The 13,902-nt window shown below is 63.1% G+C and carries 12 protein-coding genes and 1 pseudogene; 10 read left to right on the top strand and 3 right to left on the bottom strand.

The features are described from left to right. The first annotated feature begins 2 nt into the window (after positions 1 to 2). The 3 genes and pseudogenes from C1927_RS21305 (at position 3) to C1927_RS02475 (ending at position 2,440) form a co-directional block, all read left to right on the top strand. Entirely contained in the window at positions 3 to 1,094 is a 1,092-nt protein-coding gene (locus tag C1927_RS21305) for a DUF6708 domain-containing protein (protein WP_159095284.1), read from the top strand. Positions 1,095 to 1,182: 88 nt separating this feature from the next. Continuing rightward, positions 1,183 to 1,287 (top strand): annotated as a pseudogene (locus C1927_RS21635) (IS5/IS1182 family transposase); the annotation flags it as partial. 172 nt (positions 1,288 to 1,459) lie between these two features. Then, positions 1,460 to 2,440, top strand: coding sequence for a DUF6708 domain-containing protein (locus C1927_RS02475; RefSeq protein WP_159095283.1), 981 nt, complete (start codon positions 1,460 to 1,462; stop codon positions 2,438 to 2,440). Between the two features lie 151 nt (positions 2,441 to 2,591). Here the strand turns inward: C1927_RS02475 and C1927_RS02470 are convergent, their stop codons facing one another. Beyond that, positions 2,592 to 2,789: a hypothetical protein gene (locus C1927_RS02470; RefSeq protein ID WP_108745848.1), complete on the bottom strand. Its 198-nt coding sequence runs from the start codon at positions 2,787 to 2,789 to the stop codon at positions 2,592 to 2,594. Between the two features lie 53 nt (positions 2,790 to 2,842). After that, positions 2,843 to 3,820 (bottom strand): hypothetical protein, encoded by a 978-nt coding sequence (locus C1927_RS02465; protein WP_159096648.1) that lies wholly within the window; start codon positions 3,818 to 3,820, stop codon positions 2,843 to 2,845. 140 nt (positions 3,821 to 3,960) lie between these two features. On the opposite strand from C1927_RS02465, the gene C1927_RS21300 reads away from it, so the two are divergent. Both C1927_RS21300 and C1927_RS02460 read left to right on the top strand, forming a co-directional pair. Beyond that, positions 3,961 to 4,104 (top strand): hypothetical protein, encoded by a 144-nt coding sequence (locus C1927_RS21300; RefSeq protein WP_159095282.1) that lies wholly within the window; start codon positions 3,961 to 3,963, stop codon positions 4,102 to 4,104. A gap of 34 nt (positions 4,105 to 4,138) precedes the next feature. Next, on the top strand, positions 4,139 to 5,182 hold the full coding sequence (locus C1927_RS02460) for a DUF6708 domain-containing protein (protein WP_108745846.1): 1,044 nt from the start codon (positions 4,139 to 4,141) through the stop codon (positions 5,180 to 5,182). Positions 5,183 to 5,508: 326 nt separating this feature from the next. On the opposite strand, the gene C1927_RS02455 is transcribed toward C1927_RS02460, so the two are convergent. Continuing rightward, entirely contained in the window at positions 5,509 to 6,285 is a 777-nt protein-coding gene (locus C1927_RS02455) for a hypothetical protein (protein WP_108745845.1), read from the bottom strand. A 215-nt stretch (positions 6,286 to 6,500) separates the two neighbouring features. On the opposite strand from C1927_RS02455, the gene C1927_RS02450 reads away from it, so the two are divergent. The 5 genes from C1927_RS02450 to tagF all read left to right on the top strand — a co-directional run bounded on the left by C1927_RS02450 (position 6,501) and on the right by tagF (position 13,900). After that, a complete protein-coding gene (locus C1927_RS02450) occupies positions 6,501 to 7,364 on the top strand; it encodes a M15 family metallopeptidase (protein WP_079222203.1) in 864 nt (287 codons plus the stop codon). Between the two features lie 99 nt (positions 7,365 to 7,463). Further along, on the top strand, positions 7,464 to 7,724 hold the full coding sequence (locus C1927_RS02445) for a PAAR domain-containing protein (protein WP_079222202.1): 261 nt from the start codon (positions 7,464 to 7,466) through the stop codon (positions 7,722 to 7,724). A 39-nt stretch (positions 7,725 to 7,763) separates the two neighbouring features. Beyond that, the gene (locus C1927_RS02440) at positions 7,764 to 9,197 is read left to right on the top strand and encodes a hypothetical protein (RefSeq protein ID WP_108757835.1); all 1,434 of its coding nucleotides are present in this window, start codon (positions 7,764 to 7,766) and stop codon (positions 9,195 to 9,197) included. A 15-nt stretch (positions 9,198 to 9,212) separates the two neighbouring features. Continuing rightward, positions 9,213 to 12,920 (top strand): type VI secretion system membrane subunit TssM, encoded by a 3,708-nt coding sequence (gene tssM / locus C1927_RS02435; RefSeq protein WP_108745843.1) that lies wholly within the window; start codon positions 9,213 to 9,215, stop codon positions 12,918 to 12,920. Continuing rightward, positions 12,917 to 13,900 carry a type VI secretion system-associated protein TagF gene (tagF, locus tag C1927_RS02430; RefSeq protein WP_079222199.1) on the top strand — a complete coding sequence of 328 codons (984 nt, stop codon included), beginning with the start codon at positions 12,917 to 12,919 and terminating at the stop codon, positions 13,898 to 13,900. The genes tssM and tagF overlap by 4 nt, the downstream gene beginning before the upstream one ends. Positions 13,901 to 13,902 lie beyond the last annotated feature (2 nt).

Here is a 13,902-nt window from a genome sequence, read left to right as displayed (position 1 = left end):
CGATGAATAAAAGTGCCCGTGATGCTCTGTTTGGCATGAGTAAGCTTCCCGAGAAAAGTGGAGTCTGGGGAAGGTTGCTTAAGTCCGGAAAGATGCCTCCCGAATTGGGGCCGGCGTCTGTCAAGGCGATTCAGTCAATAAATGAATCATTCTTAGTATTTGCTGAGGGTGGTTCTGCTTCTCGCAGAGGCTTTGCTTTCGTGTTCGGGCTCGTAATTGGGTGTGCTGGTGTGAGCATGATTCTCGCTGATATTGTGGTTGGGAATCTTCTCTCGAGTCCGAATTTCTGGCCCAGTGCGGCGGCTGCATATGGGGTTCTGTTACTGATCGCATGCGGTTTCTTTGCTTGGTCGGCTGTCTCGGTGTTTAGACCTATGGCGCCGCCCGTTGTGCTTAGCCGTAGGCATCGGCACTTCTATTCATGGCTTGGACCTAAGGCTGGATGGGTGGTTACGAATTATGATAAAGTTCAGCCTGTGTCCATGGTTTCCAGAAGCTACAGTCTGGCGGGTGCCGCTACCGGGTATGTGTTGGCGATCGTGGATTGTGATGATTCCGATGGGCGAATCAATGTATATGTCCCATTGGCTCAGCCTCATCGAGATGTTCGTGCGCCTGAAATGATCTGGGAGTTCGTCAGAATCTACATGGATGGGGAGTCAGGCAGCCTGCCGGAAGTGGATCCGTTGCCATCACCTGGGAACGCGGCGGCGGACTTGGCCTTGATGGACCGCCAACTCTATGGAGATCTTGTCGACGATCATCACCGAGTCAGGCCAGGTGCACTTGCTTTTGCCTATGTGGCAATTGTCGGGGCCTTTATGTATTGGTTTGAGAAGGCTGGGCTTTGGATATCTCGAGTGGCTCCCAAGCCCGAGTGGCCAGAAGAGATCCGTGCTGAGATGATGTCTGTGGCTACAAAGAATTCCTATCGAGTTAGGCCCCTTACAGAAGCCGAGCGGCTGGCCTATTCTGGAAAGCTACGTTCACTGAATCGACGCTGGGCGCTGCTCGGTTTCATTTCAACGGTTATCGTGCTCATGATGTTTGCGGTTCTCGGCATTCCCCCCTGGTTTTCCGATTCGAAGTTCTAAAAGGTATTGATGCTTTGGATAATCACCCTGGTGAGGGTGTCGTTGATCGGGTGTGATGGTTGGTTTTGCCTCGATTTGGATCTTGCGTACCAGGACGCGCTACTGCGGCCTCGCGAAGAACCCTGGGTGGGTCCCTACACTGTTTTCGCTCTCAAGCCTGTGTATGGTGCGCCAGCAATTGAGGCCGGCGTAGTGGGGGGCTTTGCAAGATGCCGCTAGCAGTACTCCGGGGAAGGTCAAGCATGGCAATTCGCTACATCTGATTGCTCAAACCGACATCCGCGCTGGAGTTCAATACTCGACAACGATTGCTCAGGTCATGCTTAAGTGTGGGCTAGGCGATTACGTAGCAAATTGGAAATGCAATGCAGGATGATTCAACTGCGCCATCTGTTGCGCTGAAGCTTCCCGAGAGGAATCGCCAAGCATCTTCGCGAGCTTCCACGCATGGGGGTGTCTTCGACGTTTACGAGTTTGGGATCTCGTTTGTCGATCAGATGAGTGCCATGCGCGGTTATGCCAGCAGCGGAGGTTGGGTTGGTCTATTCACTGTAGGGTTTGGCCTTTACATCTCTTTTTTTGTAATGGGCTTCAGTTGGGTGACAGTTCTTGAGTTGGTTTTGCTCTTGATTGTACTGGCGCTTATACAGAGCGACTGGGTCGGCTATCGGGCCGAGCCCGTTTTGTTTGATTGCCGCGCAAGTAAGGTCCACATATTCAAGTCAATTGGGCTCCCTTGGTGGCAGTGGTGCTGGAATATTTTTGCGCGACCTCGTTGCGAAGTGCAGTCTTACGATTGGGAGTGCGTAAGCGCGGAGGTTGTCAGCTATACGATCTTCACCGGCCAGGTGCCTCGCCGGGAAGCGAGTCTGGTGCTCACGATCGAGGATCGTCCCGGGAGCCCGGTGGAAATCCAGCGTATTGGCGTTGGCCCGAGCTTTGGCTTCGGTAATCAGTCCGGCCCTGTAGAGCGATGGGAGTACATACGCCGCATGATGGAGGGCAGTGGCCCTGTCTGGACGTCAGGTGAGTCGCGGTATCAGGACTTTGCAGTAAGTTTGGGTGAGGCGTTGACAATTGCGCAGCCTCTGATCGGCCCGGGTTCCCATGAGTACTGGAAGAAGGGGCCGGCAATGTGGCTGTTGGGTACGATCAGCCTGATCGCGCTGCCCTTGACTGCGTACATCGGACTGAATCGCTACGTCAGTTATCGGTTGCAGCGGAAGCCGCAATGGCCAGTTGAGGTGTTGCAATCAGTGGGGGCTGGTCCATTCACTGATGCTACTCTGAGGGAGCGACTCAGCCTGGAGAAGCCGGGGGCGGGTGGTACGAAGCGGCGCAGATAAGGGTTTCGACGTGCCCCGCCATCCGCATTGACAGCGAGCAAGCTCGGGCATCTGCCTTGCCTGTGTCACGTTGCATCCGCATCTCGGCGCAGGACGGTCTTACGCGTACCTGGCCAGCCAGAGATCACGGGGGCTCTGACTCCCCGCCATCTCACTTCGTGCTGACAAAAATCACAGTGAGAAGAACCAGTGCGATGCCCGCGATCAGCGGACTGATGGCAAGCCATCGCTTGCTCCTGGACTGCCAGCCGGTAAACCGGCCAAGGTAGTGATAGATGGAGTGCGCAAGGAGGGCGATGAGTCCAATGGACAGCGCAATGTAGAAAAGGTTTCCAAAAGAAATCGTCATTGTGCAATCGGATACGTACTGATGAGGGACAGCAGCAGGCAAAGAACGCGTTGTCAGCTGCGCAGGAAAACAAGCGAGTAGATGATGAAGCTCCAGCCAATCAAGCTGATCAGGCAACTGAAGCTGCACACCACCGCGACCTGGAGGCCAGCCTTTCTCCTTCCGGCAATGTCTTCCGGGCTGGAGCGCAGAATGGAATAGTGCTCGCTCCTGCCGCGCGTCGAGTTGCTGGCAAATAGGTCCATGGGTGGCGCTACGGGGCGCTTGAACCGGGCATAGAGCATCTGTGACAAGGGTTCTGGCCAGAAAATCAGCCATAGCAGTACGTTCCCCAGATACTGCGGGACAGCGAAGACGTTCCAGTTCATGGCGCGGATGCGTTCAATCATCTCCTTGCCCGCGCCGCCGGCAGAGAGCGGTCCCCGCTCCAGCAAGGATGTCGTCCAGTGCGATGGATCAACCAGGAAAGTGGGGGGCATCGCTTCGGGCGCTTCATCCATATAGCGCCGGATCAGCTCCCATGCCTGCTGGCAGGCCTCCCGGTCTGGAAGAGGGCCATCGACAGTAAAGCGCAGGCGCCACAGTTCAGGACTCTCCGGAAAGACCTCCATCAGGGCGAGAGCCATCATCAAGGGCGCCCCGGGCTGGGGCGAGCCGTGGCCGACGCGGGCATAGGGCCTGACGTTGTTCCAGTCCAACAGGCATTGCTTGCCGTCGACAACACAGAAGACTTTCCGGGTCCTGCGGAAGAAGTACAGATCGCTCTGTTTGCTGCCAATGCTCAGCTTGATGCACAGGAAAGCGGTTCCCAGAAGTGTCGCGACCCCAACGCCCGCGCACGCCGGTGCGAACACACGCATTCCCATGCTTTCTGTGGGTTCAAGCGCCACCATCACCCCCATGTAACCCAGGCCGATGGCCATGCACAGCATCACCAGTGCAGCGACCGGCATGATGGATTCCATCCGCGAAGCAGCATTGCTTTCGGACCAGACCATGGCCTCGTCATCAAGGCGCACCACGTCACGCACGGAGTACGCCTGCGAAGTTGCATCAGGTGGTAGGGGGCCTTCAGTAAAGCGGAGATCCTGTTGAGTCTGCATGCAGCGACATTTTGCTTTGAATGCGAGCTCCATCGAGGCTATGCCCGGAATAGTGCTGACGCAAGCCCATGACGCTGCTGGGCATGAGCATCACTGTGCTGGGGTTGTTTCGAATGGCGGAGTCGGTCGACAGCGAGGCGGGAGGAGTGCTCACCGGCGGCAACGTTCCCGTGCATGTCGCAGGGCCGCACGACACCACGTTGTTGCAGTAGGATCGTTCATGGACTGGGTTGGAGTGGTGAGGTAATGGACTACGCTGGAATCGATGCCAGGAATCTTCGCTTTGCGGTCAATCGTCCCCTCACGGCCGCTGAGGAAGATCAGCGGCTGGACGTTTCGGCTTCAGTGGGAGTTCCCGCAAGGAGCGGGCTGTCCGTGATCAGGTTCAGCTCAACCTGCCTCGAGCTGGTGGATCGCTGGTACCCGGTGAAGGGTTTCAATGTATGGCTCTCGGTCATGGGCGCACTCGCGTTCGTCCCCACGTCGTCCTACCTCTTCGTGAACCTGATTCTCCTGGGTGAGCCATTCCGGGAGGACGAACGCTGGATCCTCTGGTGCTTCTGGCTCTTCATTGCGCCCGTTTCACTGTTCATTCTTGCCGGCATCGTGTGGCTCTTCAGAAGCGAGTGCTTCCGATGGACGCACTATCCGATGCGATTGGATCGCGTGAATCGCAAGGTGCACTTCTTTCGGCAAGACGGCACGGTTGCCAGTGGTGACTGGGACCGCTTGTTCTTCTTCATCGGCGAGTCAACGACGCCGCCCATAGGACGAACCCACGACATACGCGCGCATTTTCTCTCCGATGACCGAAAGACCGTCCTGGAGACGTTCTCGCTGGGCTACGAGTACATGGGGGAGCGGTCGGATCTGCTGGGGCTGTGGGAGTTCATCCGGCTGTACATGCAGGGCGGGGACGCGGAGCTTGAGCATCTTTGCGGGGAGGTAGGTTTCTACTTGCCCATCCATGACAGGAAAGAGGGATTCGTGTTTGGCGTGGTCCGGACCTTTGCCGGCCTGGTTCACTGGCCCTGGTTGCACGTAGTTTCTTGCTTGCCTTTCAGCTTCATTGCCTTGGGGCGCTGGGTGGCAATGAGCACTTGCCGAATTCCCGTGTGGCCGAAGGTGGTCGAGATTGAAGGTCTCGTCACAGAGGATGATCACCTGCAGCGGGATTGGCGCGACAACCCGACATTTGGCTTTCTGGAAAGAACGTGGCCGCTGATCTGTACAGCCCTGGGGGTTGCGGCGGGCTTCTACATCATCTTTCTGATCGAGCGTTCACTGTGATGAGCTTCGTTCAATCTGCCATGGACCCGGACGCATTGCTGGGAATTCGTCAGGCGCTACATGCAGCAAGAGTCTGCGGACGTGGACGACACAATCGAGGCCCGGCAGATGAACCTTTCGGTCCAGCCTTCCTTGCGCGACTGCTACCTGTTGGTAATCACCGGCCTTGGCCCAGTCATGCTGAGCGCCCGGTGCGTGCTGATGCCGTTGCTGCTGCCCCTGGTGCTGTGCCGCTGGCTGGTGCTGCGGCCCTGCCGCAATCGCAGGCGGGTCGGCAGTCCATCTGACCGTGAGAGCCGAGCAGGGCTCGACTCTACGGTTCTCGCTTACATCGCCGGGCAGGCCGGATCTTTCCCGCTCACCGCTGCGCAGATGCGGCGGCGGCAGTCCACGCCCTTCAGCGAGGTCGGGCTGGGGCAGCTGCGAAGCTGTGCCTGGATGCTCGACTCGGTCGATGCGGACTTCTTGCTGGCCACGCGCTCGAATGCGGCACGCTCGTCCTCGGTGCGCTTGCGCTGATCGGCTTCAATCTGCGCAATCAGCTCGTCCATGCTCTGCGGCTGGGCGTTGGCCTTCGCCTTGGCCTTCGCTTTGTCCTTGTCCTCTTCCTTGATGATGCCAAGCAGGGTGCCGAGCAGGTTCTCATCGCCCTGGCCCTTGCTGCCGGGCTGGGTTCCCGCGCGAGCGCTGCGCGCGGCCTGCGAGGTGCCACGTGCGCCGGCGGCCGGTGCCGCTGCAGCCGATGCAGCTGCCGGTGCGGTGGTCGTCGCATCGGTCGGTGCAGCGGCGGCATTCTCCAATGGCGTACCCGTGGCGGCGCCATCGCTGCCTGCAGGTGCATCAACAATCGTGGCGGCGCCGTCATGCGGCGCGCCGACAGGGACGTCCGGATGCCCAGTGGGTCCGCTGGACTGCGCCGGATCCGGGGTCAGCGAGTACTCGCTGGATTCGCTGTAGCCGCCGCTGCCTGAAAGGCCCCAGGCGGCCAGGCCGGCAATGGCGGCGATCGCCACGGCGACCCCCACCCACAGGCCGATGCGGCGGTTGCCGCCAGACGGTGTGCGCGCAGCACGCGTGGACGTGGTGGTCTGTCGACCTTCCATGTCTGCGAGAATTCGGCCCGATGTCGGTGCCTGGCCCTTTGCCTGCGCTCCCCCTGAGAGCAGACTTGGCCGATTGATTCCGCCATTATTCAAGTGCATCCAGCCCTTGGTGTGAGTCGGCAGTTGCCGAAGCGAATTTCCGCATTCTTAGTGAAAGCGGATGGGGCGTCAACCAGAGCGCATGTCAGGGAGGACCGGTGGTACCAATCGTGGTTATGGCCATTGCCGTTGTAATGCTGGTGGCCGGCGTGTGCTGGGTTTTGCTGTTCCCTGAAAGCGTCGAGTCGCTGCGCGCGGTGCTGGGTGCGACGCTGGGCCGTTTCCGCCGCAAGGCGGGGCGTGTCGGGGGGCGGGTCGGTGATGGTGTGACGCGGGTGCGCAGTGGGGTTCGTGAAGAAGCGGGCGCCGCGCACAGCGCGATTCGTCGCCATTGGCCAATCATGGCGATTGCCGCAGCGGCGCTGCTGATTCCTCCAACTGTGATATTGGTCACACGAAAGACGGTGGTGCTGGAAGATTTTCGGGGCGATGATTTCGCAGAGTCGGGTTCCATGGTCGCGCAGCTGTTGCGTGGGGAGCGCCTGGCGCCGCCACCGCCACCGCCGCCGGAGGTTTTCACTACGGCAGAAGTGCGGCGGCTGCGGCCGGAGATCGTCACGGCCGACCGCAAGTGGGACCAGATCGACCCCGACCTGCAGCAGCGTGTGCTGGCCATCTACGAAGTCATGCGGCGCCAATATGGCTATGAGATGGTGCTGATTGAGGGCTATCGCAGCCCGCAGCGGCAGGCCGAGCTGATGGCGGGCGGCAAGGCGACGCGGGCAGGGGCCTGGCAGAGCTGCCATCAGTACGGGCTGGGCGTGGACAGCGCTCCCATGCGTGATGGCAAGCTGCAGTGGGACATGAACGACGCTTGGACCAAGCGCGGGTACTTCCTCTACGGCGAGCTTGCCGAGCAGGCCGGGCTGGACTGGGGTGGCAACTGGCGCAGCATCAAGGATTACGTTCACGTGGAAATGACAGGGCGCTGCCGGGCGGCACGCGCCGCCAAGCGCGAGGAGCTTTCACGCCAAGGGTGATAACGCTTCTGTGATACTGGTATCGTTGCGGGGATGATCCAGGTCGCCGCGTCCGTGGCGATGGAAGGCTGGATTACATGGAATCAAGGAGTGTGATGGATGGCACGACCGTTTATCGTCGTCGGTGACAAGCTCAGCCACGGCGGCAGCGTGGTCGCTGGGACCGGCCAGACCGACATCAATGGAAAGGCCGTGGCGCGTGTGGGTGACCGCGCTGCGTGTGCCATGCACGGTTCAACGACCATCGTCAGCGGCGATGCCACTGTCATCATCGACGGACAACCGGTAGCGCGCGACGGCGACCGCACGGCGTGTGGGGCGACGCTGGTCGCTTCGCAGGCCGTGACGGGCCTGCGCTGAGCGGCGGTTGAGGGAGCATCGCATGGAGCACGGCAACTGATGGCAGGATGGCTGGGCAGGGCGGCGTCGGTGGTGATGGTCTTCATCGCCACCTGGGGCGCGACGATCCTCTATTGGCGCAACAGCGGCACGGTGCCAACGGGCATGCAGATGCTGGCCTACCTCGGGCTGTTGCCGGTGGGCCTGAGCGGTGCAGGCTTCATGGTGCGCGGTGCGCTGCGGCGTGGTGTCGACAGTGCGCTTGAAGCGCCGGCCGCCACGGATGCGACGACCCCGCAGGGCGATGCAGTGAAGGAACCCGGCGTAGTGGCGCCGGCGTCGGTGGCTCTGCTGGCCGGCAGCCTGAAGCTGGGAATCGATCTGGAACCGCAGGCACTGCTGGAGGTGGCCGCCGCGCCACCCCGGCCGTCGCTGGACGGGCGTTTTCGCGACAACCACAATCTGCCTGTGCGGATGAGCGCAGCGCCCGACCTGGACGAGCTGGAAGTGCTGCAGGTGCGGCAGGATGGCATCGATACGGCTGCGCATGAGCGCCGCGCGATGACCCTGCTGCAGCCGGTACTGGAGCAGCTGCTGGAAGCAGTCTACGCAGCGCTGCCGGAGATCGTCGCATCCGAGGAAGTGGTGGTGGCCGGCCTGCGCCGCCGCGACGAACAGCGCGTGGAGAACGTGCTGACGATCGAACTGCTGGTGCCGGGCCGCTGGTCCGATGCGCTGCGGCCGTGGGTGCAGGAGTGGCTGCTTGGGCAGGCGCGCAAGGCCGGTATCGACGCGCGGCGGTTCGACGTGCGCGTCACGACGCTGGACGCGGCGCGCGAGGTCTGGCCGCACGCGCAGCGGGTGATCGATGCCCTTTCTGCGTCCCCCGTGCCGCGTTGGCACCTTCTGCTGGCGGCGTCGTCGTGCATCGATCCCGATGTCGTTTCGTCCTGGCAGTCCGCGGGTGTACTCGCTACGGCGCAGAATCCCGACGGCCGTGTACCCGGCGAGGGTGCAGCCGGCGTTCTGCTGGCGACCCTGGCCCAGGGGCGTGAGGGCGATGGGCGCCTGTGGCGGCCCCAACTGGTGCGTGCCGAACAGATCGAAGGGCAGCGCCCGGCGGAACAGCGCCGCCAGCTTGCCGCCCTGGCGACGCAGTGGCAGTCCGGCCTCAGCGCGGGCCGCGCACCCGTGCAGTTCGTGCTGCATGATGCCGACCACCGTGGCGATCTGATGGTGGATGCGGCAGCGATCACTGCTTCGCTGTCGCCCGACCTGGATTTCAGCCCGCAGAGCCTGGCCGTGGCGGTCAGTGCCGGTGAGCTTGGCCCCGCCCTGCCGCTGGCGCAGTTGGCGCTGGCCCATGCGCAGCTTCAACGCAATGCCGAGCCCGTGCTGCTGCTGGGCGTGGCCGACAACCAGCAGCGCCTGTTCGGCGCGGTTGATCCTCTTTCTTCCCCCATGCCTGCGGCCGATGCGTCGCTGGCTTCCTGACCCCTGGACCCCTGCATGAGTTTGAGCAATTTCAGCTACTACCTGCGTGACTACCGCCTCTGGCTGGTGGTCGGCCTGGTTGGTGCCGCGGCGCTGGCGCACTACGGTGAGGCCGAAGCCCGGCAGATCGGGATCTGGGTGGCGATCGTGCTGGCTGGCCTGCTGGTGCTGGCGCTGCTGGTGTGGATCATCAAGCGGATCCTGGCCCGCCGCGCTGCGAAGCGCGTGGAGGCGATGGTCAAGGACGAGGCGGACAAGGCGGTGGCCGGTGCGCAACCCGCGCAGCGTGCCGACACCGAGGCCCTGCGCACGCGCATGATGGACGCGGTCAAGCAGATCAAGTCCTCGCGGATGGGCGTGCTGAAGGGGAGCGCGGCGCTGTACGAGCTGCCCTGGTACGTGATCATCGGCAATCCGGCGGCGGGCAAGAGCACGGCGATCCTCAATTCCGGCCTGCAGTTCCCGTTCGAGGACAACCGCGGCAACGTGGTGCAGGGCATCGGTGGCACGCGCAACTGCGACTGGTACTTCACCACCAACGGCATCGTGCTGGATACCGCCGGCCGTTACTCGGTCAGCGTTGAAGACCGCATGGAATGGTTGACCTTCCTGGGCCTGCTGAAGAAGAACCGTCCGCGCGCGCCCATCAACGGCGTGATCATCGCCGCCAGCCTGGCCGAGCTGTCCGGCAGCAAGCCGGAGTTCGCCATCGAGCTGGCCAAGAACCTGCGCCAGCGCGTGCAGGAAATCACCGAGCGGCTGGAAGTGTTCGCGCCGGTGTATGTGCTGTTCACCAAGGCCGACCTGGTGGCCGGCTTCAGCGAGTTCTTCCATAACCTGGATCCGGCCGAGCGCGAGCATGTGTGGGGCGCGACGCTGCCCTTCGACGTGCAGCAGCAGGGCGACGCGCTGAATGCGTTCGACAGCCATTTCGATGAGCTGGCCGAAGGCATCAAGGAAATGAGCCTGACCCACATGGCGATGCAGCGCGGCCGCGACGTCTCGCCGGGCCTGCTGTCGCTGCCGTTGGAATTCGTGGGCATCAAGCCGGCGCTGCGCACCTTCATCGCCACCCTGTTCGAAGACAACCCCTACCAGTTCAAGCCGGTGTTCCGCGGCTTCTACTTCTCCAGCGCGCTGCAGGAGGGCCGTTCGGTGCACCATGCATCCGAGCGCGTCGGCCGCCAGTTCGCGCTGCAGCGCGGCTCGAACGTGGACGAAGCACCCACCGGGCACACCGCGTTCTTCCTCAAGGATCTGTTCCGCAAGGTCATCTTTGCCGACAAGGAGCTGGTCCGGCAGTATTCGAGCCCGCACCAGAACCGCCTGCGCTATGGCGTGTTCCTCGGTGCCGTGGGCGTGCTGGCGCTGGCGCTGGGCCTGTGGACCTGGTCCTACACAACCAATGCGCAGCTGGTGGCCAACGCCACCAAGGATCTGGACCAGGCCGTGCGCGTGCAGAAGGACCGCATGGACCTGAAGTCACGCATCGATGCGCTGCTGCTGCTGCAGGACCGCATGGAGCAGCTGGACCGCTACGGCAAGGAGGGCGGCATCACCACCCACCTGGGCCTGTACCAGGGCACGGCGATCCGCGAAAAGCTGCTGCGTGAGTACAACCACGGCATGCAGCAGGTGATGCTGGCGCCGACCGTCTCCAACCTGGAGAACTACCTGGGCCAGGTGGTCGCCGAGCGCGACAAGCTGGGGCAGGGCACTGGTGCCGCCGCCGACAGCGAGGTGCTGTACCAGAACGCATCGCCGACCAGCACCAACGACGCCTACAACGCGCTCAAGACCTACCTGATGCTGGGTAACCCGAAGTATGTGGAAGGCGCCCACCTGTCGCAGCAGTTGACCCTGTTCTGGCGCACCTGGCTGGAAGCCAATCGTGGGCAGATGAGCCGCGAAGAGATGGTGCGTGCTGCCGAGAAGCTGATGACCTTCTACGTGGCGCAGTCGGGCAAGCCCAGCTGGCCGCAGGTGCAGAACAAGGTCACGCTGGTGTCCGATACGCGCCAGGCGCTGGGCCAGGTGATGAAGGGCCAGCCGGCGATGGAGCGCGTGTATGCGCAGATCAAGGCGCGCGCCGGTGCCCGTTTCGGCACCACCACCGTCGACAACCTGATCGGCGTGGAGCGCAACGGCCGCCTGATCAATGGCAGCTACGCCATTTCCGGCGCGTTCTCCCGCAAGGCCTGGGAAGACTATGTGCAGGACGCGATCAAGGAAGCGGCCAACACGCAGCTGAGCACCACCGACTGGGTGCTGGGCACCACCGAGCAGAGCGATCTTTCGCTGGCGGGCAGCCCGGAGCATGTGTCGCGCGAGCTGGTCAACCTGTACAAGAACGACTACGCACGCGAGTGGAGCAAGTTCGTGCAGGGCCTCAGCGTGGCTGAATTCAGCACCTTCGACGAGGCCGTGGCGCGCATCAACAAGCTGGGTGATGCGACCAATTCGCCGCTGCGCATCCTGCTGGAGCGCATCAACGAAGAGACGGTGTGGGACAACCCGGCGGCACTGGCGCGTTCGACGAAGGCACGCAAGGGCTTCGTGGCGTGGTTCCAGCGCACCGTGCTGCGCAAGGATCCGGCCGCGACGGCCGCAGCGCAGCCGGTCGGCCCGATCGGCAAGGCGTTCGAGGGCATCGCGCGGCTGACCAGCGAGCGCGGCGACCAGCCGGCCATCATGACGGCCTACTTCGAAACGCTGGCCAAGCTGCGCGCGCGCCTCAATGCCATCAAGAGCCAGGGCGAGATCGGCGTGGGCACCCGCAAGCTGATGCAGGACACCTTCAGCAACGAGGGGTCCGAGCTGAGCGTGGGCCTGGCCCTGGTCGACGAGCAGGTGCTGACCGGCCTGGACGAGAAGCAGCGCGCCGCCCTGCGGCCGCTGCTGCTGCGCCCGCTCACCCAGACCTTCAGCGCGCTCATCACGCCGACCGAGGATGAGGTGAACAAGACCTGGAAGGCCCAGGTGTACGACCCGTTCAAGGCGCGCATCGGCCAGCAGTATCCGTTCAACCTGAACTCCGACGTCGATGCTGCACCGAGCGACGTGGCGGCTGTGTTCGGCGCCAGCGGCAGCATCGCGGCGTTCAACAAGGAAGCCCTGGGTTCGCTGGTGATCCAGCGCGGGCCGCTGCTGGAGACCCGGCGCTGGGCAGGGCAGGGCGTCAACCTGTCGGCCGACCTGGTCGCCAACTACGGCAACTGGGTCAGCGGCGCGGCAGCGGGTGCGGCACAGGACACCACGGTGTTCGAGATCCTGCCTGCGCCTGCTGCCGGTGCGCTGGAGTACACCATCGAGATCGATGGCCAGGTGCTGCGCTATCGCAATACGCCGCCGCAGTGGACGACCATGCAGTACCCGAACGTCGGCCAGGTGCCGGGCGTGAAGATCACCGCTGTGACCGGCGATGGCAGGACGGTGGAAGTGTTCAGCGCGCCGGGTTCGAACGGCGTCAACCGCTTGATGGGTGCTGGCCAGGTCGAGCGTCTGGATGATTCCAGCCGCATTACCTGGACGGGCAATGGCGTGTCGGTGCCGGTGGAGATGCGCATCGTGCGTCGTGCCGGTGAAGCCGCCGAGGGTGGTGGCGACTGGCAGCGCGGATTGCAGCTGCCCGAACGCGTCGCCGGTGGCGCGCCTGCTGCACCCGCGGCCCCCACTGCTGCACCGGCAGCGGCGCCGGCTCCGGCCGCAGGAGGCGCACAATGAGCCGGGTGGTCAGTGCAGGCGTGTCCTATTTCGGCAAGGTGCCCTCGCGCGGCGATTTCGTCCGCGCGGCCGACAACCACCAGTTGCTCGGCTGGCTCGACCGCTGGGCCGGGGAAAGCCTGGAGCTGCTGAGCCAGAGCCCGGACTGGAAGCAGCGCTACGACGAAGCGCCCGAGATCCACTATGCCTTCCTCGGCTCGCGCAGCAAGATGGTGCTGTGCGGGCACTTCCTGCCCAGCCGCGACGCGTCCGAACGACGCTTCCCGCTGTTGTCGGCACTGCGGCTGGACGCGCCGGAACCGCTGCCCTTCATTGGCCGCAGCCCGCTGGCGATGTCCAACGCCTGGTCGGGCCTGGCCCGCCTTGCACGCCAGGCCTGCCAGGACAGCGATGCCGCACAGGCGCTGGCGCAGCTCGCTGATGCGCGTTTCAGCATCAGCACCGATCCCAGCGACTACAACGGCAGCTTCCAGGACTTCCTGGAAAGCACCACGGTCGCCGACCTCGAACAGCGGCTGCGTGATTCCGGCCACGGTGACGTGGCGCTGCGGCAGGTGCTGCCGGCATTGGGGCTGCTGCTGCAGCCGGTGCTGAGCGGTGGCGACGTCAACATCGACAAGGCGCTGGTGTTCCCGCTGGTGCGCGATCCGGCCTATCGCCCGCTGGTGGCGGCCTTCTGGCTCGACCTGCTGTCCAGCTTCGTCGCCCGCGGCGACTTTGAACTGGCCGTGCTGATCCGCAATGACGCGGCGCCCAGCATGATCGTCGGCTTCAATGGCGCCGACCGCCAGGTGTTGCGCGCGGTGCTTGACCCGGCAGAGGCCGGCGATTTCCTGATCCGCACCCAGCATTCGGAATGGGTCGATGACTACATGCGTGGCGACTACAACCTCAATCGCTTTGGCAGCTTCCTTGACCGTGACGACCTGGCCCTGGCCACCGCACGCAAGCTGTTCGGCGAGACTTTCCTGGGAACCTGATG

Origin of the sequence: Stenotrophomonas sp. ZAC14D1_NAIMI4_1, from assembly GCF_003086775.1 — a bacterium.
Classification (GTDB): Bacteria; Pseudomonadota; Gammaproteobacteria; order Xanthomonadales; family Xanthomonadaceae; genus Stenotrophomonas.
The sequence above is the reverse complement of the archived record's forward strand: the minus strand, read 5'-3'. Positions and strand labels throughout refer to the sequence as shown.

Bases quoted from the DNA above. Each gene is read 5' to 3' on its own strand.
- C1927_RS02440 (WP_108757835.1), top strand. From the start codon at position 7,764: ATGGCAGGATGGCTGGGCAGGGCGGCGTCGGTGGTGATGGTCTTCATC.
- C1927_RS02445 (WP_079222202.1), top strand. From the start codon at position 7,464: ATGGCACGACCGTTTATCGTCGTCGGTGACAAGCTCAGCCACGGCGGC.
- C1927_RS21300 (WP_159095282.1), top strand. From the start codon at position 3,961: ATGACGCTGCTGGGCATGAGCATCACTGTGCTGGGGTTGTTTCGAATG.
- tssM (WP_108745843.1), top strand. From the start codon at position 9,213: ATGAGTTTGAGCAATTTCAGCTACTACCTGCGTGACTACCGCCTCTGG.
- C1927_RS02470 (WP_108745848.1), bottom strand. From the start codon at position 2,789: ATGACGATTTCTTTTGGAAACCTTTTCTACATTGCGCTGTCCATTGGA.
- C1927_RS02450 (WP_079222203.1), top strand. From the start codon at position 6,501: ATGGCCATTGCCGTTGTAATGCTGGTGGCCGGCGTGTGCTGGGTTTTG.
- C1927_RS02455 (WP_108745845.1), bottom strand. From the start codon at position 6,285: ATGGAAGGTCGACAGACCACCACGTCCACGCGTGCTGCGCGCACACCG.
- C1927_RS21305 (WP_159095284.1), top strand. From the start codon at position 3: ATGAATAAAAGTGCCCGTGATGCTCTGTTTGGCATGAGTAAGCTTCCC.
- C1927_RS02475 (WP_159095283.1), top strand. From the start codon at position 1,460: ATGCAGGATGATTCAACTGCGCCATCTGTTGCGCTGAAGCTTCCCGAG.
- tagF (WP_079222199.1), top strand. From the start codon at position 12,917: ATGAGCCGGGTGGTCAGTGCAGGCGTGTCCTATTTCGGCAAGGTGCCC.
- C1927_RS02460 (WP_108745846.1), top strand. From the start codon at position 4,139: ATGGACTACGCTGGAATCGATGCCAGGAATCTTCGCTTTGCGGTCAAT.